Source organism: Aeromonas sp. FDAARGOS 1409, assembly GCF_019048705.1.
GTDB lineage: Bacteria > Pseudomonadota > Gammaproteobacteria > Enterobacterales > Aeromonadaceae > Aeromonas > Aeromonas sanarellii.
In genome coordinates this window covers 1,352,501-1,371,433 of the sequence record NZ_CP077395.1, presented here as the reverse complement: position 1 = coordinate 1,371,433, position 18,933 = coordinate 1,352,501, and the positions used below count along the sequence as shown (strand labels likewise).

At 61.5% G+C, this 18,933-nt stretch carries 20 protein-coding genes (1 of these 20 running past the window's edge); 15 read left to right on the top strand and 5 right to left on the bottom strand.

Translation table 11 applies throughout. From position 1 onward, the window contains the following. The first annotated feature begins 2 nt into the window (after positions 1 to 2). The 7 genes from atpF (at position 3) to glmU (ending at position 6,810) form a co-directional block, all read left to right on the top strand. Positions 3 to 473 (top strand): F0F1 ATP synthase subunit B, encoded by a 471-nt coding sequence (atpF, locus tag I6L39_RS06580; protein ID WP_010672264.1) that lies wholly within the window; start codon positions 3 to 5, stop codon positions 471 to 473. A 13-nt stretch (positions 474 to 486) separates the two neighbouring features. Beyond that, entirely contained in the window at positions 487 to 1,020 is a 534-nt protein-coding gene (gene atpH / locus I6L39_RS06575) for a F0F1 ATP synthase subunit delta (RefSeq protein WP_042079082.1), read from the top strand. Positions 1,021 to 1,035: 15 nt separating this feature from the next. Further along, positions 1,036 to 2,577 carry a F0F1 ATP synthase subunit alpha gene (atpA, locus tag I6L39_RS06570; RefSeq protein ID WP_042079083.1) on the top strand — a complete coding sequence of 514 codons (1,542 nt, stop codon included), beginning with the start codon at positions 1,036 to 1,038 and terminating at the stop codon, positions 2,575 to 2,577. A 42-nt stretch (positions 2,578 to 2,619) separates the two neighbouring features. Beyond that, positions 2,620 to 3,486, top strand: a complete 867-nt coding sequence (gene atpG, locus I6L39_RS06565) for a F0F1 ATP synthase subunit gamma (protein ID WP_042079084.1) — start codon at positions 2,620 to 2,622, stop codon at positions 3,484 to 3,486. Between the two features lie 33 nt (positions 3,487 to 3,519). Beyond that, positions 3,520 to 4,908 carry a F0F1 ATP synthase subunit beta gene (gene atpD / locus I6L39_RS06560; RefSeq protein ID WP_010672260.1) on the top strand — a complete coding sequence of 463 codons (1,389 nt, stop codon included), beginning with the start codon at positions 3,520 to 3,522 and terminating at the stop codon, positions 4,906 to 4,908. 18 nt (positions 4,909 to 4,926) lie between these two features. Then, positions 4,927 to 5,355: a F0F1 ATP synthase subunit epsilon gene (locus tag I6L39_RS06555; RefSeq protein WP_010672259.1), complete on the top strand. Its 429-nt coding sequence runs from the start codon at positions 4,927 to 4,929 to the stop codon at positions 5,353 to 5,355. A gap of 93 nt (positions 5,356 to 5,448) precedes the next feature. After that, positions 5,449 to 6,810, top strand: coding sequence for a bifunctional UDP-N-acetylglucosamine diphosphorylase/glucosamine-1-phosphate N-acetyltransferase GlmU (gene glmU / locus I6L39_RS06550; RefSeq protein ID WP_216991368.1), 1,362 nt, complete (start codon positions 5,449 to 5,451; stop codon positions 6,808 to 6,810). Positions 6,811 to 6,860: 50 nt separating this feature from the next. Here the strand turns inward: glmU and creD are convergent, their stop codons facing one another. From creD to blrA, 4 genes are all read right to left on the bottom strand, one after another. Continuing rightward, positions 6,861 to 8,183: a cell envelope integrity protein CreD gene (gene creD, locus I6L39_RS06545; RefSeq protein ID WP_216991367.1), complete on the bottom strand. Its 1,323-nt coding sequence runs from the start codon at positions 8,181 to 8,183 to the stop codon at positions 6,861 to 6,863. Positions 8,184 to 8,304: 121 nt separating this feature from the next. Continuing rightward, positions 8,305 to 9,099, bottom strand: a complete 795-nt coding sequence (gene blaOXA / locus I6L39_RS06540; protein ID WP_216991366.1) for a class D beta-lactamase — start codon at positions 9,097 to 9,099, stop codon at positions 8,305 to 8,307. Positions 9,100 to 9,198: 99 nt separating this feature from the next. Further along, positions 9,199 to 10,620 carry a beta-lactam sensor histidine kinase BlrB gene (blrB, locus tag I6L39_RS06535; RefSeq protein WP_216991365.1) on the bottom strand — a complete coding sequence of 474 codons (1,422 nt, stop codon included), beginning with the start codon at positions 10,618 to 10,620 and terminating at the stop codon, positions 9,199 to 9,201. A gap of 34 nt (positions 10,621 to 10,654) precedes the next feature. Further along, entirely contained in the window at positions 10,655 to 11,329 is a 675-nt protein-coding gene (blrA, locus tag I6L39_RS06530) for a beta-lactam response regulator transcription factor BlrA (protein WP_216991364.1), read from the bottom strand. A 123-nt stretch (positions 11,330 to 11,452) separates the two neighbouring features. Here blrA and I6L39_RS06525 point away from each other — a divergent pair, with 123 nt between their 5' ends. Further along, complete coding sequence (locus tag I6L39_RS06525; RefSeq protein ID WP_216991363.1) at positions 11,453 to 12,226, top strand: DeoR/GlpR family DNA-binding transcription regulator; 774 nt, start codon at positions 11,453 to 11,455, stop codon at positions 12,224 to 12,226. A gap of 55 nt (positions 12,227 to 12,281) precedes the next feature. Then, positions 12,282 to 14,114, top strand: a complete 1,833-nt coding sequence (gene glmS / locus I6L39_RS06520) for a glutamine--fructose-6-phosphate transaminase (isomerizing) (protein ID WP_216991362.1) — start codon at positions 12,282 to 12,284, stop codon at positions 14,112 to 14,114. A gap of 64 nt (positions 14,115 to 14,178) precedes the next feature. On the opposite strand, the gene I6L39_RS06515 is transcribed toward glmS, so the two are convergent. Further along, positions 14,179 to 14,955, bottom strand: a complete 777-nt coding sequence (locus tag I6L39_RS06515) for a LuxR family transcriptional regulator (RefSeq protein WP_042079092.1) — start codon at positions 14,953 to 14,955, stop codon at positions 14,179 to 14,181. A gap of 211 nt (positions 14,956 to 15,166) precedes the next feature. On the opposite strand from I6L39_RS06515, the gene I6L39_RS06510 reads away from it, so the two are divergent. The 6 genes in view from I6L39_RS06510 to I6L39_RS06485 are tightly spaced (at most 2 nt apart) and all read left to right on the top strand, a layout consistent with a single transcriptional unit that may run on beyond the window. Next, on the top strand, positions 15,167 to 15,928 hold the full coding sequence (locus I6L39_RS06510) for a DUF3450 domain-containing protein (RefSeq protein ID WP_216991361.1): 762 nt from the start codon (positions 15,167 to 15,169) through the stop codon (positions 15,926 to 15,928). Further along, a complete protein-coding gene (locus tag I6L39_RS06505) occupies positions 15,925 to 17,232 on the top strand; it encodes a MotA/TolQ/ExbB proton channel family protein (RefSeq protein WP_216991360.1) in 1,308 nt (435 codons plus the stop codon). Before I6L39_RS06510 ends, I6L39_RS06505 begins: the two co-directional genes overlap by 4 nt. Beyond that, on the top strand, positions 17,229 to 17,759 hold the full coding sequence (locus I6L39_RS06500) for a MotA/TolQ/ExbB proton channel family protein (RefSeq protein ID WP_005307253.1): 531 nt from the start codon (positions 17,229 to 17,231) through the stop codon (positions 17,757 to 17,759). Before I6L39_RS06505 ends, I6L39_RS06500 begins: the two co-directional genes overlap by 4 nt. Beyond that, on the top strand, positions 17,756 to 18,157 hold the full coding sequence (locus I6L39_RS06495; protein WP_216991359.1) for a biopolymer transporter ExbD: 402 nt from the start codon (positions 17,756 to 17,758) through the stop codon (positions 18,155 to 18,157). Before I6L39_RS06500 ends, I6L39_RS06495 begins: the two co-directional genes overlap by 4 nt. Further along, the gene (locus I6L39_RS06490; RefSeq protein WP_216991358.1) at positions 18,154 to 18,816 is read left to right on the top strand and encodes an energy transducer TonB; all 663 of its coding nucleotides are present in this window, start codon (positions 18,154 to 18,156) and stop codon (positions 18,814 to 18,816) included. Before I6L39_RS06495 ends, I6L39_RS06490 begins: the two co-directional genes overlap by 4 nt. 2 nt (positions 18,817 to 18,818) lie before the next feature. Continuing rightward, positions 18,819 to 18,933, top strand: the beginning of a protein-coding gene (locus tag I6L39_RS06485) for a hypothetical protein (RefSeq protein ID WP_216991357.1). 1,064 nt of this gene lie beyond the right edge of the window; the window shows 115 of its 1,179 coding nt (coding positions 1–115); its start codon is at positions 18,819 to 18,821; its stop codon lies off the right edge, out of view.

Below are 18,933 nucleotides of genomic sequence, written 5' to 3'. Positions count from 1 at the left end.
CTGTGAATATCAACGCCACCCTCCTCGGCCAAGCAGTTGCTTTTTTCATCTTCGTAGTGTTTTGCATGAAGTACGTATGGCCGCCGCTGATGGCTGCCATCGAAGCCCGTCAGAAAGAAATCGCTGACGGCCTCTCTTCTGCAGAGCGTGCCAAGAAAGATCTGGAGCTGGCCAAGGCCAACGCCACCGATCAGCTGAAAGAAGCCAAGCTTCAGGCTGCTGAAATCATCGATCAGGCCAACAAACGCAAAGCCCAGATCATTGACGAGGCCGCTGTCGGAGCTCAAGCAGAGCGGGAAAAAATCCTGGCTCAGGGCCGTGCAGAGATCGAAGCTGAACGTCATCGTGCCAAAGAAGAACTGCGCAAGCAGGTTGCTGCTCTTGCCATCGCGGGTGCAGAGAAGATCCTGGCACGCCAAATCGACCAGGCTGCCAACAGCGACATCGTCGACAAACTGGTAGCAGAACTGTAACGGGAACGGGGCTATGTCTGAACTGACTACAATCGCTCGCCCCTACGCCAAGGCTGCTTTCGAGTTTGCCGTTGAGCACAAGGCGGTTGACCAATGGCTGGAGATGCTCGATTTCGCCGCTCAGGTGGCAGAGAACGAGACCATCCACAACCTGGTAAACGGCTCCGTGGCTGCCGAAGAACTGGCAAACCTGTTTGTCGGTGTCTGCGGTGAGCAGCTCAACGAGCACGGTCAGAACCTGATCCGGGTGATGGCCGAGAATGGTCGCTTGGGTGTGCTGCCGGCGGTCGTTGCCGAATTCGTCGCGCTCAAGGCTGAACTGGACAAAGAAGTTCAGGCTGACGTGATTTCGGCGATCGAACTGACCGACCAGCAGAAAGCCAATATTCAGGCTTCTCTGGAACAACGTCTCGCGCGCAAAGTGAAGCTGAATTGCAGCACAGATGCGTCCTTGATGGCCGGGGTGCTCATCAAGGCCGGTGATCTCGTTATCGACGGCACGGTCCGCGGTAAGCTGGATCGCATGGCCGATGCGCTGCAATCTTGATTGGGGTATTAGAGCATGCAACTGAATTCCACTGAAATCGCCGAGCTGATCAAGCAGCGCATTGCGCAGTTTGATGTCAAAAGCGAAGCGCGTAACGAGGGTACCATCGTCTCTGTGAGCGACGGTATCATTCGTATCCACGGTCTGGCCGATGCCATGCAGGGTGAGATGATCGAGCTGCCGGGCAACCGCTTCGCTCTGGCATTGAACCTGGAGCGTGACTCCGTTGGTGCCGTTGTCATGGGTCCCTATGCCAACCTGGCGGAAGGGATGAAGGTAAAGGGTACCGGCCGTATTCTGGAAGTGCCGGTCGGTCGTGGTCTGTTGGGCCGGGTGGTCAACACCCTGGGTCAGCCGATCGACGGTAAGGGTCCGGTAGAACACGACGGCTACTCGCCGATCGAAGTGATCGCCCCGGGCGTTATCGAGCGTAAGTCTGTTGACCAGCCAGTCCAGACCGGTCTGAAAGCCATCGATGCCATGATCCCCATCGGTCGTGGCCAGCGTGAGCTGATCATCGGTGACCGTCAGGTAGGTAAGACCGCCATCGCCATCGACACCATCATCAACCAGAAAGACTCCGGCATTAAGTGCGTCTACGTTGCGATCGGCCAGAAGGCCTCCACCATCGCCAACGTGGTGCGCAAGCTGGAAGAGCACGGTGCCCTGGCCAACACCATCGTCGTCGTCGCCTCTGCCTCCGAAGCCGCCGCCCTGCAGTACCTGGCTCCCTATGCCGGTTGCTCCATGGGTGAGTACTTCCGTGACCGCGGTGAAGACGCGCTGATCATCTATGATGACCTGTCCAAGCAGGCCGTTGCCTATCGCCAGATCTCCCTGCTGCTGCGCCGTCCGCCTGGACGCGAAGCCTATCCGGGTGACGTCTTCTATCTGCACTCCCGTCTGCTCGAGCGTGCCGCTCGCGTGAACGCCGAGTACGTCGAGAAGTTCACCAAGGGTGCCGTGAAAGGCCAGACCGGTTCTCTGACCGCCCTGCCGATCATCGAAACCCAGGCCGGCGACGTCTCCGCGTTCGTTCCGACCAACGTGATCTCCATCACCGACGGCCAGATCTTCCTGACCTCCCAGCTGTTCAACTCCGGCATCCGTCCGGCGGTTGACCCGGGTATCTCCGTATCCCGTGTGGGTGGTGCGGCTCAGACCAAGATCGTCAAGAAGCTGTCCGGTGGTATCCGTACCGCGCTGGCCCAGTACCGCGAGCTGGCGGCCTTCGCCCAGTTCTCCTCCGATCTGGACGATGCGACCCGCAAGCAGCTGGATCACGGTCAGAAAGTGACCGAGCTGATGAAGCAGAAGCAGTACTCTCCGATGAGCGTGGCCCAGCAATCCCTGGTGCTGTTCGCCGCCGAGAAGGGTTATCTCGCCGATGTCGAACTGAGCAAGATCGTCGACTTCGAAGCCGCTCTGCTCTCTTACGCCAATACCCAGCATGGTGAGCTGATGGCTGAAATCAATGCCAAGGCTGACTACAACGATGCGATCGTTGGCAAGCTGACTGCGTTGCTGGATGACTTCAAGGCAACCCAGACCTGGTAAGCGTGTGTGGCAGCGCAAGCTGCCACCTGATGGAGAGAAGAGATGGCCGGCGCAAAAGAGATACGTAACAAGATCGGGAGTGTGAAGAACACTCAGAAGATCACCAGCGCTATGGAAATGGTGGCAGCGAGCAAGATGCGCCGTGCGCAGGAACGCATGTCTGCCAGCCGTCCGTACGCTGAAACCATGCGCAAGGTGATCGGCCATATCGCCCAGGGGAACTTGGAATACAAGCACCCCTACCTCATGGAACGTGAGGTGAAGCGAGTGGGTTACATCGTCGTCTCCACCGACCGTGGCCTGTGTGGCGGTTTGAACATCAACCTGTTCAAGGCTGCCCTCAACGATATGAAGCAATGGAGCGCGAACGGTGCCAAGGTTGACCTGGCACTGATCGGTAACAAGGCCTCCAACTTCTTTGAACGGCACGGCGCCAAGGTGAAAGCCCATGTCTCCGGACTGGGTGACAACCCGAGCGTCAATGACCTGATTGGTTCAGTGAAGGTCATGCTGAAGGCTTACGACAACGGTGAGATTGACAGGCTGTATCTGGTGTACAACAAGTTCGTCAACACCATGGTTCAGCAACCAAAAGTCGATCAACTGCTGCCTTTGCCCGTAACAGAAGACAGCAAGCTCGCCAAGAAGCACCACTGGGACTACCTCTATGAGCCGGATCCCAAGCAACTGCTGGATACCCTGCTGATTCGCTACGTCGAATCCCAGGTCTACCAGGGTGTGGTAGAAAACTTGGCAAGTGAACAGGCAGCCCGAATGGTTGCCATGCAAGCCGCGACTGACAACGCCGGCAACCTGATTAACGATCTGCAACTGGTATACAACAAGGCCCGTCAGGCCAGTATTACCCAGGAGCTCACAGAGATCGTTTCCGGTGCTGCCGCGGTGTAAGGCAAGGGTTATCAAAGGTTTAGAGGATTTGACATGAGTAACGGTTTCATCGTCCAAATCATCGGCGCTGTGGTGGACATCGAGTTCCCGCAGAATGCCGTGCCCCAGGTGTACGATGCACTGAAGGTTGTCAGCGAAGGCCAAGGCCAGGGTCTGGTACTGGAAGTTCAGCAACAGATCGGCGGCGGCGTCGTGCGTTGCATCACCATGGGTTCCTCCGACGGTCTGCGTCGTGGGTTGGAAGTAGTTAACAGCGGCAAGGCCATCCAGGTACCGGTCGGTACCTCGACCCTGGGCCGTATCATGAACGTACTGGGCGATCCCATCGACGAGAAGGGCCCGATCGGCGAAGAAGAGCGTTGGTCCATCCACCGCGAAGCCCCCAGCTACGAAGATCAGTCCAACAGCACCGAGCTGCTGGAGACCGGCATCAAGGTTATCGACCTGGTATGTCCGTTCGCCAAGGGTGGTAAGGTTGGTCTGTTCGGCGGCGCCGGTGTAGGCAAGACCGTCAACATGATGGAGCTGATCCGTAACATCGCGATCGAGCACAGCGGTTACTCCGTGTTCGCCGGTGTGGGCGAGCGTACCCGTGAGGGTAACGACTTCTACCACGAGATGATGGAGTCCAACGTACTGGACAAGGTATCTCTGGTTTACGGTCAGATGAACGAGCCGCCCGGAAACCGTCTGCGCGTGGCGCTGACCGGCCTGACCATGGCCGAGAAGTTCCGTGACGAGGGTCGTGACGTGCTGTTCTTCGTGGACAACATCTACCGTTACACGCTCGCGGGCACTGAGGTATCCGCACTGCTGGGCCGTATGCCCTCCGCAGTAGGCTACCAGCCGACCCTGGCCGAGGAGATGGGTGTTCTGCAAGAGCGCATCACCTCCACCAAGACCGGTTCCATCACCTCCGTACAGGCCGTTTACGTCCCTGCGGATGACTTGACCGACCCGTCTCCGGCGACCACCTTCGCCCACCTGGATGCGACCGTCGTACTGTCCCGTCAGATCGCGGCACTGGGTATCTACCCGGCCGTTGACCCGCTGGACTCCACCTCCCGTCAGCTGGATCCGCTGGTGGTAGGCAAGGAGCACTACGAGACCGCTCGTGGTGTCCAGACCGTGCTGCAGCGCTACAAGGAGCTGAAGGACATCATCGCCATCCTGGGTATGGATGAACTGTCAGAAGAAGACAAACTGACCGTAGCCCGTGCCCGTAAGATCGAGCGTTTCCTGTCCCAGCCGTTCTTCGTGGCCGAAGTATTTACCGGTTCTCCGGGCAAGTACGTGCCGCTGAAGGAAACCATCCGTGGCTTCCAGGGCATCCTGAAGGGCGAGTACGACGATCTGCCCGAGCAGGCGTTCTACATGGTTGGCGGCATCGACGAAGTCGTCGAGAAGTCCAAGAAACTGTAAGCCTCGATAGGAGGGCCCATGGCTGAGATGATCTCCTTTCACCTGGATGTGGTGAGCGCCGAAGGAAAACTGTTTTCCGGTCGGGTGCAATCTGCCCAGGTATCAGGCTCCGAAGGTGAGCTGGGTCTCCGCCACGGTCATGCTCCGTTGCTGACTGCCATCAAGCCGGGCCTGGTCCGCTTGATCAAGCAAAATGGTAGCGAAGAGGTGCTGTACATCTCCGGCGGCATGCTGGAAGTACAACCCGAAGCCGTGACCGTGCTGGCCGATACCGCCATTCGTGCCGACGACCTGGATGAGGCGAAAGCCCAGGAAGCCAAGCGTCGCGCCGAAGAGCGGATCAACAGCTCCCATGGTGATATCGACTACGCTCAGGCATCTGCCGAGCTGGCCAAAGCGATGGCCCAGCTGCGGGTTATCGATATCGTCAAAAAGAATTACCGCTAATCACGGTGATGCAAAAAGCGACCTTCGGGTCGCTTTTTTTTTGCCCGTTGGATAGACTCCGCCTAGCATTTCCACCTGTTTCAAAGGCTAGCTATGTCTCTCAATGTCGTGATCCTGGCTGCGGGTAAAGGTACTCGTATGCGTTCTGTTCTCCCCAAGGTGCTGCACCCCGTGGCCAACAAGCCCATGGTCTCCCATGTGATCGATACCGCTCGCCAGATCGGTGCCGAACAGCTGCATCTGGTCTATGGCCACGGTGCCGAGCTGCTGAAGGAGCGGATCGTCGCGGAAGATGTGAACTGGGTACTGCAGGCCCAGCAGCTGGGAACCGGCCACGCGGTGGCTCAGGCCATCCCCTTCTGGAACGACGAAGACGATGTGCTGGTGCTCTATGGCGATACCCCGCTGATCCAGCCGGAGACCCTGCAACGGCTGCTGGCCGCCAAGGCGGCAGGTGGAATGGCCCTGCTGACCGTGGTGCTGGACAACCCGACCGGCTATGGCCGCATCGTGCGCAGCAACGGTCAGGTGGTCGGCATCGTCGAGCAGAAGGATGCCAACGCCGAGCAGCTCGCCATCCGCGAGGTGAACACCGGCGTGCTGGTGGCGAACGGCGGCCAGCTGCGCAGCTGGCTGTCGCGTCTGGACAACAAGAATGCCCAGGGCGAGTTCTATCTGACTGACGTGATTGCCATGGCCCATGCCGACAACTGCCCCATCGCCGCCGTCCACCCGGACGACGCCATGGAAGTGGAAGGGGCCAACAACAGGGTGCAGCTGGCCCAGCTCGAACGCAGCTACCAGCAGATGCAGGCCGAGAAGCTGATGATCGCCGGCGCCACCCTGATCGACCCCGCCCGTTTCGATCTGCGGGGCACCCTGGAGATCGGGGAAGAGGTGGTGATCGATGTCAACGTCATCATCGAAGGCAAGGTGGTGCTCGGCAACCATGTCCACATCGGGGCCGGCAGCGTGCTGAAGGATTGCGTGATTGGCGACCACACCGAGGTGAAACCCTACTCCGTCATCGAAGGGGCACAGATCGCGGATCAGTGCTCGGTCGGTCCCTTCACCCGTCTGCGCCCCGGCGCCGTGCTGGAGCAGGATGCCCACGTCGGCAACTTCGTCGAGATGAAGAAGGCGCGCCTCGGGGTGGGCTCCAAGTGCGGTCACCTCACCTATCTGGGGGATGCGGAGATCGGTGCCAAGGTGAATATCGGTGCCGGCACCATCACCTGCAACTACGACGGGGTGAACAAGTTCCAGACCATCATCGAGGACGACGTCTTTGTCGGCTCCGATACCCAGCTGGTGGCGCCGGTGCGCATCGGCAAGGGGGCGACCCTGGGGGCGGGTTCGACCATCACCAAGGACGTGGCGGAGAACGAGCTGGTGATCACCCGGGTGCCCCAGCGTCACATCCAGAACTGGGCCCGCCCGGTCAAGAAGAAGTGATGCCCGATCAATGAAATGCAAACCGGCGCCTGATGGCGCCGGTTTTGTTTTCAGTCTGCCTGTTCAGCTGCGGGGATTTGGTCGTCCGGGCGGCTCATCACCCGGTACCAGTCCAGCTTGCGGGTCAGCACCATGACAAGCGTCAGTATGGCGAACAGCAGCAGGGCGCCGAGCAGCAGGGCTGTCTCCTCGGCCTGCAGCAAGCCGAACAGGATGGCGTAGACCAGCCCGAGCAGGGCTGAGAATCCCATACCCTGTTTCGGGCCGCCCAGCACATGACTCAGGTAGAAGCCGTTGAGGGCCACGCTGGCCAGGGCGGCAATCAGATAGGCCCAGGCAAAGCCCAGATGCTCGGTCAGCGCCAGCAGCACCAGATAGAAGATGGCCAGCCCCATGCCCACCAGGGCGTACTGGATCGGGTGCACCCGCAGCCCCCTGAGCAGCTCGAACATGAAGAAGCTGAGGAAGGTGAGGCCGATGAACAGCAGGGCATACTTGGCGGCCCGCTCGTTAAGCTGATAGTGATCCACCGGTTGCACCAGGCTGACGCTGAAACTAGGCAGCTTTTCTGAGGGCCCGAAGATTGAGTCGTGGAACTGATTTTCCATATCAGTGGCAAACCAGCTGGTCTGCCAGTGAGCGTTGAATCCTTTCTCTTGTACCTTGCGGCTGGTCGGCAGGAAGTCACCGAGAAAATTGGGATGAGGCCAGTTACCAGAGAGGGTCAGCTTGCTGTCACGGCCTATCGGGATCAGGGAGAATTTCTCCATGCCCTGCAGGGAAAACCTTACCTCGAAACGCCCTCCTTGCTGTTGTTTGGTCGTCAGCGGGACATGCACGCCGGACAAGGTGCCAAGACGGGCTCCTGGGATGACGGCCAGTGGTTCGTTGGCGAGGGTGATGGCCGGGATCTGGGTGATGCCGCGGGCATCGGAGACGACCAGGCTGAGATAGGGCTGGCCGGGTAGGCTGTTGCGCGGAGGTTGCCAATCAGGGAGCGAAGGTAATTGACCGGTCAGAGTGACGTTGGCCTGATATGGTTGGGTTTGGTAAATCCCCAGTTTGCGCGGAGTAACTTCCATGTCGACAGTAGCATCCAGCTGTTCCGGTAGGAGGTAGCGATAGAGGGTTTCCACTTCTCGCCGGGATTCCTCACCATCGATCAGGATGTTCTCGCTTGTGTACGGCTGTACCACGATCGGCCCCAGCAGCCGTTGCGGCCCGCTGGTGCTGGCCATGATTTGCTGGATGGCTTCTGAGCGATAAGCCTGGCGCTCCCGGTTCAGCTCCATGATGGATTGCACCGGCACCATCAGCAGCAGGCTGAGCAACAGCAGCAGAAAGATCTTGTGGTTGAAAATCTGTTTGACCATGACTCATCTCCTTGTGGTTGAAAGGGAGTGTGCCGGGGTCGGGTGAAGGGAAGGTGGGGCTGTGTGAAGGGGTGGTGAAGGGGGTAAAAAAACCGGCGCCAGGCGCCGGTTCTTGTTGGCATTACAACTTCTTCAGCTCGACCGGCAGGGCGGCAAATACCTCGTCCCTGGCCTTCAGGGAGGCAAACTGTTTACCCGGCTTCTGGATGACGGTGTGGACGAAGATGAGCTTCTTGTCCTGCTTGCTGGCCCAGCCGACGAACCAGCCGATCTGCTGCTCCCTGTCCAGACTGCCATCCAGCAGCTTGGGGTAACCCATACCGGTCTTGCCGTGGATCTGCCAACCGTCGATGCCGGGTTGACGCATCAGGTTGGCGGTATGGCGCAGGGTCTGGGCGGAGACCGGCAGCTTGCCGCTCACCATCTTGCCGAGGAAGCGGGCCTGCTCCTGGGGGCTGATGGCGAGGCTGGAGCTGAGCCAGGCCTGGGTCAGACCGTCGTGCTTGCCCGGGTTGCCCGAGAGATCCCGGTTGCCGTAGTCGAAGCGGTCGACATAGTGCTGGAAGCGCGCCTCTCCCAGCCACTCGGTGAGGCGCTGTGAGTACCAGATGACCGAGAATTGCATCCAGCGGCTTGGGGTGGTGGTCTGCTTCCACACCGGCAGGAAGTCAGGGTCACCGGGTTTGAACGGCAGGGCGGGCAGCTGTTCATCCACCAGGAAGCCGCTGTCATAGCCCATCAGGGCCAGCGGGATCTTGAAGGTGGAGGCCGGGGTCAACTGGGCGGCACACTCCCCCTGGGTGCTGAGGGGTTTGCCGGTGGCATCGGCAAACAGCATGCAACCAGAGGCGGCGCTGGCGGGCAGGGCACAGAAGAGGCCGGCGGCAAGCAGGCCGGACAACAGCATACGGGGCATCACTCTCTCCTTGATTCATGGGAATGCGCATCGACGGGGAAGGTCGTCATCGAGGAGGCGCAGCTTAGCCCGGCTCTGTGTGCTCAGTGTGAAGTGCCCTCAGTTGCCGGGCAGCCAGAGCTCTGCCAGCACGCCGCCGTCCGGCTGGTTGGCAAGGGTCAGCCGGCCGCCGTGCTGGCGCGCCACCTCAGTGGCGAAGCTGAGCCCGAGGCCGCTGCTCTTGCCCTTGTCGGGTCTGGGCAGCGAATAGAAGCGCTCGAAAATCCTGGGCAGCGCAAAGTCGGGAATACCTGGTCCCTGATCCCGCACCCGGAAGCAGTAACCCCCCTGCTCCATGGCGCCACTCAGCCGGATATGCCCCCCGGCGGGTGAGAAGTCGAGGGCGTTGTCCAGCAGGTTGCCGAGGGCCTGCTCCACCAGCAGGGGATCCCACTTCTGCCTGGGGGCGTCGGCGAGCTCTGCCGTCAGGGCCACATGGCGACGGGCTGCGACTATCTGGCGGGCGTCGAGCGCCCGTCTGCCCAGCCGGGCCGGCTCGACTGATTGTCTGTCCAGCCCCTGCCCAGATTCCAGTCTGGCCAGTTGCAACATGCGCTCGATCAGCTGCTGCATGCGGGCCGTCTCCAGATTGATGTTGCCGATAAAGTGCGTCGCTATTTCGGCCGGCGGTGCCTCGGCCAGGATCTCCCCTGCCCCGCGAATGGCCGCCAGCGGGCTCTTGAGCTCGTGGGTCAGGCTGTGGACATAGGCTTCGATGTAGGCCTTGCCGTCCAGCTGGCGGCGCATGGTTTCCAGGGATCGGCCGAGTCGATCCAGCTCCGGGCTGTAGAGGCGCGGCAGGCTGGCAGGCTGCCCCTGGCTGACCGCATCGGCGTAGTGCACAAGCTTGCCGATGGCGCGGTTGAGCCACCACACCAGCAGGGCGCCGATGAGCAGCGAGATGAACAGCAGCAGGGCCGCCCCCTGTAGCAGCTGGTGTTCGCTGCGCTCTATCATGGGCAGCAGGGTGCGGTTGGGTTTGGCGACCGTGAGGGAGCCCAGGATGTCGTCCCCTTCTCGCAGCGGGGCGGCCACGTGCATCACCGAGCTTGCGGGATCGTCCGGATCGCTGCGGGTGCTGCGGGCGCCATATTCGCCCCGCAGGGTCAGATAGACGTCGTTCCAGCGCGAGTAGTCCTTGCCGAGATCCACCCCGTCCGAGTCGTAGACTACCTTGCCCCAGCGGTCGACCACATAGATGCGGTACTCCGCCTGCTGCTTGAGGTGACCATCGATCAGGGCGTTGATGGGGCTCTGGTTGAGGCGGGCGAAGGCGCTGGCGAGCCGGCCATTCGCCATCCTGCCCTCCTGCATGTCGTCCAGGGCCAGCGGCGCTAGCATCTGGGCCATGTCGACCAGGGTATCTTCGGTGGCGCTGCGCACCCCGGGTTTTATCTCCTCGACGAAGATCTCCAGCACGAACCAGGCGGCCAGGGCGAAGATCAGCACCAGCCCGCACAGCAGTTGCAATCCGATTCTCATCTCATCCCCCTGCCGGTGCCCGGCAACCCTGAGTTCATGCCAGCTCCAGGCTGTAGCCCAGCCCGCGGTGGGTCAGGATCAGGTTGGCGTCAGGGTCCCGCTCCCGCAGCTTGGCGCGCAGGGTCTTGATATGGGTGTCCACGGTGCGATCCATGCTCTCCTCCGCCCCGCTCCACACCAGGTCCATCAGCTGCTGGCGGGAATAGACCCGGCCCGGCGCCAGCATCAGGGTCTTGAGCAGCAGGTATTCGTAGCGGGTGAGCGCCAGCGGCTGGCCGTGGAGGCAGATGCGGGCCCGCTCCTCGTCCAGAGTCAGCAGCTGGCTCGGTGGGGGCGTGGCCGGCTGGCTGCGGCGCAGGATGACCCGCACCCTGGCGCACACCTCCCGGGGCGAGAAGGGCTTGGCCACGTAGTCGTCAGCCCCTATCTCCAGCCCGATCAGCCTGTCTATCTCCTCGCTGCGGGCGGTGAGAAACATCAGGGGAATATCGGTCAGGGTCCGCACCTGCTTGCACAGCTCGAAACCGCTGATGTCCGGCAGTCCCACATCCAAGATCAAAAAATCCGGTCGCGTCTGTTCCAGTCGCGCCAGCAACGGCTGTCCGAGGGGGAACCACTCCACCTCGAAACCGTCGGTCTGCAGGGCGTAGATCAGGGTGTCGGCAATGCTGGTCTCGTCTTCCACCAGCCAGATGAGTCGTTTTTGCATGGCGTCCTCGTCGCAAATCGGCTTGCCCATTCTGGCATCGAAGCAAATCGGATCCTATTTGCCGTTTGATTTTTCCCGAAAAGGCATTAATATTTCGCCATTCTTTCGAATCGAAACTTAACGATGACCAAACGCAACACTCAACAGCGTCGCCACACCATAGTGAGCCTGGTACAGGAACAGGGTGAAGTCAGTGTCGACGCCCTGGCCAAACACTTCTCCACCTCGGAAGTGACCATACGCAAGGATCTGGCGGTGCTGGAGACCGGTGGCCTGTTGCTGCGTCGCTACGGCGGTGCCGTACCCCTGCCCAGCGAGATGGTGGTGGACAGCAACCCTGATCAGGTTTCGAAACGAAAGCTGGCCATTGCCCGCGCCGCCGCCGAGCGGATCCGCGATCACAACCGCATCATCATCGACAGCGGTAGCACCACCAGCGCCATGATCCCCATGCTGGGCAGCAAGCGCGGCCTCATCGTCATGACCAACTCCCTCAACGTGGCCGGCGCCCTGCGCGAGCTGGAGAACGAACCCACCCTGCTGATGACAGGCGGCACCTGGGATCCCCACTCCGAATCCTTCCAGGGTCAGGTGGCGGAGCAGGTGCTGCGCTCCTATGACTTCGACCAGTTGTTCATCGGCGCCGACGGCATAGACCCTGAGCGAGGCACCACCACCTTCAACGAGCTGGTGGGTCTCTCCCGGGTCATGGCCGAGGTGTCGCGGGAGGTCATCGTCATGGTGGAGTCGGAGAAGATAGGCCGCAAGATCCCCAATCTCGAACTGCCCTGGTCCGGCATCCATACCCTGGTGACCGACGAGGGGTTGGCCAGCGAGGCCAGAGAACAGATCCAGGCCAGGGGGATCCTGCTGATTTGCGCCCCCGTGGCCCTGTGACCAAAACAATCCATTATCCAACCGAATTAACGTCTTACGTCTCAAGGAGAAGTCTATGTGTGGCATCGTCGGGGCCGTCGCCCAACGTGATGTGGCTGAAATCCTGGTAGAGGGCCTGCGCCGTCTGGAATACCGTGGTTATGACTCCGCCGGGGTGGCCGTGTTCAGCGCCGATCGACCGCTGCAGCGGGTTCGCCGTCTGGGCAAGGTGGCCGAGCTGGCCAAGGCGCTCGAAGAGCAGTCCGTGCACGGCGGCACCGGCATCGCCCACACTCGCTGGGCGACCCACGGCGAGCCGTCCGAGCGCAACGCCCACCCCCACGTCTCCGAGCATATCGTGGTGGTACACAACGGCATCATCGAGAACCACGAAGAGCTGCGGGAAGAGTTGAAGGCGCTGGGCTATGTGTTCAGCTCCGACACCGACACCGAGGTGATTGCCCATCTGGTGCATCACGAGCTGAAGAGCGCCCCTAGCCTGCTGGCCGCCATGCAGATTGCGGTGAAGCAGCTGCGCGGCGCCTACGGCACCGTCGTGATGGACAGCCGCGACGACAGCCGCCTGGTGGTGGCCCGCTCCGGCTCCCCCCTGGTGATCGGCCGCGGCATCGGTGAGAACTTCATCGCCTCCGACCAGATGGCGTTGCTGCCGGTGACCCGTCGCTTCATCTTCCTGGAAGAGGGGGACGTGGCCGAGGTGACCCGTCGCGACGTGCATGTCTTCGATACCCACGGCGAGGCCGTGGTACGTGAGGAGCTGGAGTCCGAGCTCTCCCACGATGCCGGTGACAAGGGCGAATACCGCCACTATATGCTGAAAGAGATCTACGAGCAGCCCAAGGCCATCACCAACACCCTGGAAGGCCGTCTGGGCAGCGATCACGTGGTGGTCGAGTCCTTCGGCAACGGCGCCCGCGCCATCTTCGACAAGGTCGAACACGTGCAGATCGTGGCCTGCGGCACCTCCTACAACTCCGGCATGGTGGCCCGCTACTGGTTCGAGGAGATCGCCGGCGTCTCCTGCGACGTGGAGATCGCCTCCGAGTTCCGCTATCGCAAGTCAGTGGTGCGCCCCAACAGCCTGCTGGTGACCCTCTCCCAGAGCGGCGAGACTGCCGACACCCTGGCCGCTCTGCGCCTGGCCAAGGAGTCCGGCTACATGAGCTCGCTGGCCATCTGCAACGTGCCGGGCTCCTCCCTGGTGCGTGAATCCGACCTGGCCTTCATGACCCGGGCCGGTGCCGAGATAGGCGTCGCCTCCACCAAGGCGTTCACCACCCAACTGGCCGGTCTGTTGATGCTGGTAGCCTCGGTCGGTCACTGCCGTGGCAACCTGAGTGCCGCCGCCGAAGCCGAGCTGGTCAAGGCGTTGCAGGCCCTGCCGCTGCGCATCAAGGAAGGCCTGGCGCTGGCCAAGCAGATCGAGACCCTGGCCGAAGAGTTTGCCGACAAGCACCACAGCCTGTTCCTCGGTCGCGGCAGCCAGTACCCCATCGCCATGGAGGGGGCGCTCAAGCTGAAAGAGATCTCCTATATCCACGCCGAGGCCTATGCTGCCGGTGAGCTCAAGCACGGCCCGCTGGCGCTGATCGATGCCGAGATGCCCATCATAGTGGTGGCGCCGAACAACGACCTGCTGGAGAAGCTCAAGTCCAACGTGGAAGAGGTGCGCGCCCGTGGCGGTATCCTCTACGTCTTCGCCGATGCCGACGCCGGCTTCAAGAGCGACGAGACCATGCGGGTGATGAGCCTGAACCACGTGGAAGAGGTGATCGCGCCCATCGTCTACACCGTGCCGTTGCAGCTGCTTTCCTACCATGTCGCCCTCATCAAGGGCACCGACGTGGATCAGCCGCGCAACCTGGCAAAATCCGTGACCGTGGAATAAGCCCTCGCCAGAAATGAAGAAGAGCCGCATTGCGGCTCTTTTTGTTTGTCTGATCGAGTGGCCGTTATGACAGCCGCAGGTTGGTGATGGTCACGTCGTCCAGGGAGGGCACTATGATGCCGCTGGAGATGCTCTTGGCGATCGCCTGGTTGCGGTTCTTGGAGTCGGTCTTGTTGGTGACCTGATTGAGGTGGAAGTTCACGGTACGCTCGCTGATGCCGAGGATGGTGGCGATCTCCCAGGAGGTCTTACCCTCGCTGGCCCAGAACAGGCACTCCTTCTCCCGGTCCGACAGCTCGGTCAGGTGCTTCATCAGCTCGGGTCTGCGCTTTATCAACTGCAGCGCCGCACCGAAGATATAACTGGCGCAAAACGACAGTGTGGGAGCGTTTTCAAACATCAGTTCAGAATTGGACTTCTCCTTGCTGATGAAGGAGAGGATGCCGTGCTCCCCCTGCGGGGTGTGGAGCGGGAAGGAGACGCCGTTTCTCACCCCGAAGTCGGCGGCCAGATTCATCACCTCCCGGCTGGCACTGGGCAACCAGGGGGAATCGCAATCTAGCTTGTTCCAGAAGATGGGCTGGGTCTGCTTCAGTCCCAGGAAGACGACCGGATCCTGGGTCAGGTAGTGGCGCTCCGAATAGGCGTCAAACCAGCTGGTGGGACAGTTGTTGAACAAGGCCACATGGGACTTTTGCATGCTGATGGGAAAAATGATCAGCAGCCGAAAGTAATCAAAGCCCATCTGATGGCTGAAGCGCTCCAGTTGCTGCTGGATATCGCTCGTTTTCTTGGCCTTGGTGAACCGATCTATGTGTTCCCAGATCGCATCGTTAAACATGTAACTCTCCTTTTTCGACCACTCATCATCCTGATCGAAAAGACATTTTTTAGTTATTTAGAATGGTGTTGTGACTAACAACGCCAGTAATTCCCGTGCTTGTCTAAAAAGTATCCTGTTTTTTCAGCCGCAGGCCAAGAAAATCATCTGATTGCCACTGGCCCGACTCTTTGAGACAATGAGAATAGTTATCATTGTTAAGATTTATATCATGAATAAGTTTTGGGGTTTGGCCTTGTTGCCACTGTCAGTCCACTTCGCTGCTGGCGCCAACGAGTTGGTCGCACCGGCACTGAAAAACAGCATCGCCGCCGGGAAAGCCTCCCAGCAGCGCGTGGAAAAAGCCGCCGATGCAGCCGTTGCCGCCCGGCTGGAGCTGCAAAATGCCCAGCTGCAACTGCGCGATCTGGAAGCCTACAACCGCTACATGCAGTCTCTGGTGGCCGATCAGCAGAATGAGCTTGGCAAGCTGAGCCAGCAGCTGGAGGCGGTACAGGAGACGCGGCAGGGCCTGATCCCGCTGATGCTGCAGATGCAGGCCGATCTGGAGCAGCTGGTACAAAATGACATGCCGCTGCGCAAGGAAGATCGCCTGGCGCGGGTTGAACAGTTGAAAGCGACCCTGGCCCGCGCCGACGTGAGCGAGGCGGAGAAGTTCCGCCAGCTGCTGCAGGCCTACCAAATCGAAGCCGAATACGGCAGCCGGTTGGATAGCTACTCTGCCGAGCTGGCGCTGGATGGCGCACCGCGCCGGGTCGATGTGCTGGCGGTGGGCCGGGTCTCCCTGCTGGCGATGACCGCCGACCGCTCCCTGGCCTGGCGCTGGTCTGCGCAGAGCAAGCAGTGGCAGCCCCTCGACAGCCAGTGGCTCTCTCCCATTGCCGAGGCGCTGGAGATGGCTGCCGACAAGAAGGTTCCCCAGTTGTTGAATGTCCCCCTTTCTGTCAGCCGTGGTCAGGAGGCCCAGTCATGAGCGTCACCATGAAGTGGTTCCCCCTCGCCATTGCCCTCTCCCTAGGCATCACCACTGCCGTTGCCGATGAAGCCTGGCGGCAGCAGGAGCAGGCTCGTGAGCAGCAGGCCCAGCAGGATCTGGCGTCTGTCTCCAAGGAGCTGAACAGTGCCCGTGCCAAACTGGCTGCGGCCCAGCGCCTGAGCAAGCAGCTGGCGGCCGAGTTTGCCGGCAACGAGAAGCAGCTGGTGGAGCTCAATGCTCAGTGGGAGCAGGCCTCCGGCGACATGAACGAGATCTTCGCGGTGACCCGTCAGGGGGCCAGCGATGCGGTCAAGCTGCTGAGCGAATCCGCCGTCGAGGGTCAATACCCCGAGCGCCTCGCCCCGCTCAAGGCCATGGCGCAGGAGAAGCAGGTGCCGGATCGCGCCGCCCTCGCCCTGCTGCCCGCCACCCTGCTGCAGGAGATCCGTGAATCGGGCCGGGTTGCCCAGTTCGACGGCAAGGTGCTGGATGCCCAGGGGGCTGCCAGCGAGCAGACGTTGACCCGGATCGGCAGCTTCGTGCTGTTTGGCGAGCAGGGGTTCCTGCAGCCAACCGCCGAAGGCCTGAGCCCGGTGCTGGGTCTGCCCGGCAGCGTGCTCTCCGCTGCGGCCGCCTATCAGGGTCAGGAGGGGGAAGCGCTGCCGCTGGATCCCTCCCACGGCACCCTGCTGGCAATGCTGGCGCAAGCCCCCACCTTCTGGCAGCAAGTCCAGCAGGGCGGCCAGGTTGGCGCCATTATCGTGCTGCTGGCCGCCATCGGCCTGGGGATCGCCGGGGTTCGGCTGTGGAGCCTCTCCCGCGAACTGGGTCGGGTTCGTCGCCAGCTCAAGAGCGGCGAATATCATGCCGACAACGCCCTCGGTCGGGTGCTGACGGTGGCTGACAAGCATCCCGAGCTGAGTATGGAGACCCTCGAGCTGCGTCTCGACGAGGCGATCCTGCAGGAGACCCCTCGCATGGAGCGCGGTATCGGTATGGTCAAGGTGATCGCGGCCATTGCCCCCATGCTGGGCCTGCTCGGTACCGTGACCGGGATGATCGGCACCTTCCAGGCCATCACCCAGTTCGGCACCGGCGATCCCAAGATCATGGCGGGCGGCATCTCCATGGCGCTGGTCACCACGGTACAGGGTCTGGTGGCGGCCATTCCGCTTATCCTGGCCCACAGCCTGCTGCAATCCCGCTTCACCGAACTCTCCAACGTACTGGAGCAGCAGGTGGCCGGCATTTTGGCCGAGCGGGCCGAGAGCAACCGTGACGGGATGGAGCGGGTGGCATGATGCTCGACATCTGGCAACAGCTGCAGAGTTTCATGGGCCGTGGCGGCCCGGTGCTCTGGGTCATTCTGGCCTTGCTGGTGCTGATGTGGATTCTGATGATCGAGCGGCTGCTCTACCTCAACCTGGGGTTTGCACCGTTGCAGCGTCAGCTGCTTGGCCGCTGGCAGGCCCGCAGCGAGCGCCACAGCTGGCACGCTCGCGCGATTCGCGGGCGCTGGCTGGCCGAGGCCGAGCTTGAGCTCAACCGTCATCTGATCTTCATCCGCACCCTGGTGGTGCTCTGCCCCATGCTGGGGTTGCTGGGTACAGTGACCGGCATGATAGGCGTATTCGATGCGTTGGCCGCGGCCAACCGCTTTAACCCGGAGAGCATGGCGGGTGGGATCTCCCGCGCCACCATCCCTACCATGGCTGGCATGGTGGTCGCTCTCTCCGGCGTGTTGTTACTCAGCCGACTCGAGAGCCAGGCCAAGCGCGCGCTGGCCAAGACCCGGGACGGCCTGCGAGAAGAGAAGGTAATGCAATGAGACGGCAATCCAAACGCCAGCGCGATGAAGTGCAGATCGACATGACCCCCATGCTGGATATCGTCTTCATCATGTTGATCTTCTTTATTGTCACCACCTCCTTCGTGCGCGAAGCCGGGCTCGAGGTGCACAGGCCCCAGGCCAGTCAGGCCAAGGCGCAGAAGTCCTCCAGCATCATGCTGGCGATCGGCGCTCAGGGGCAGATCTTCCTCGACCGCAAGCAGATCGACGTGGAGCGGGTGCAGGCCAGCGTCGCCCGCCTGCTGGCGGAACAGCCTGATGCCAGTCTGGTGATCCAGGCCGACGAGCGGGTGCCCCACGGCAAGGTGGTACGGGTGATGGATGAAGCCAAGGCGGCAGGCATCGCCAACATCGCCGTGGCGGTGGCCACGAAATGAAATACAAGCTGATGAGCCTGGGACTGGGGATTGCCCTCAGTCTGGGGATCCTGCTGTTCATGGCCACCCTGGTGGAGCCGCCCAGAGGGGAGAAGGCGAGCGCCGAGCAGAAATCCATCGTCATCAATATGCAGAACGAGGTGACCGAGGTGCAGGTGCGCGAGCGCCCGGTACCCCAGGAGCCGGAACCCTTGCCGGAGCCGCCTGCCGCGCTGGCCTCGACACCGCTGCCTATGCCTGCGGCGGCCCCGCTGCCCTCGGTGCAGCCGAGCCTGGATCTGGTCTCCAGCCTCAGTGCGGTGCAGGTCTATGCCCCTGGCGTTGCAACCAGCCCCAACCCGGTCGCGAGCGGCAACTTCCACGGCCAGCAGCAGGGTGTCGGGATCGGTGCCGGCGACATGTTGATGCCGCTGCAGCGGATCGAGCCGGTCTATCCCTATCGGGCCCAGCAGGCCGGCATCGAAGGGTCGGTGACCTTGCGCTTCAGCGTCGATGCAGACGGCCGGGTGCAGGATGTGGAGGTGGTCGAGGCCAAGCCGAAGCGTCAGTTCGAGCGGGCGGCCATTCAGGCGATTAACAAATGGCGCTACCAGCCGAGACCGGGCGCCACCGACAAGCTGGTGCAAGTCATCACGCTCAAATTCAAACTGGAGTCATAACCATGTTGCGGATCTGGATCTGTGTGCTGGCCCTGGTCAGCCAAGCCTGTCTGGCGATGGAGGTGAGCCCTCATTTCTCCCGCCAGCTGGAGCCCGTGATGAAGCTCTATCAGTCCG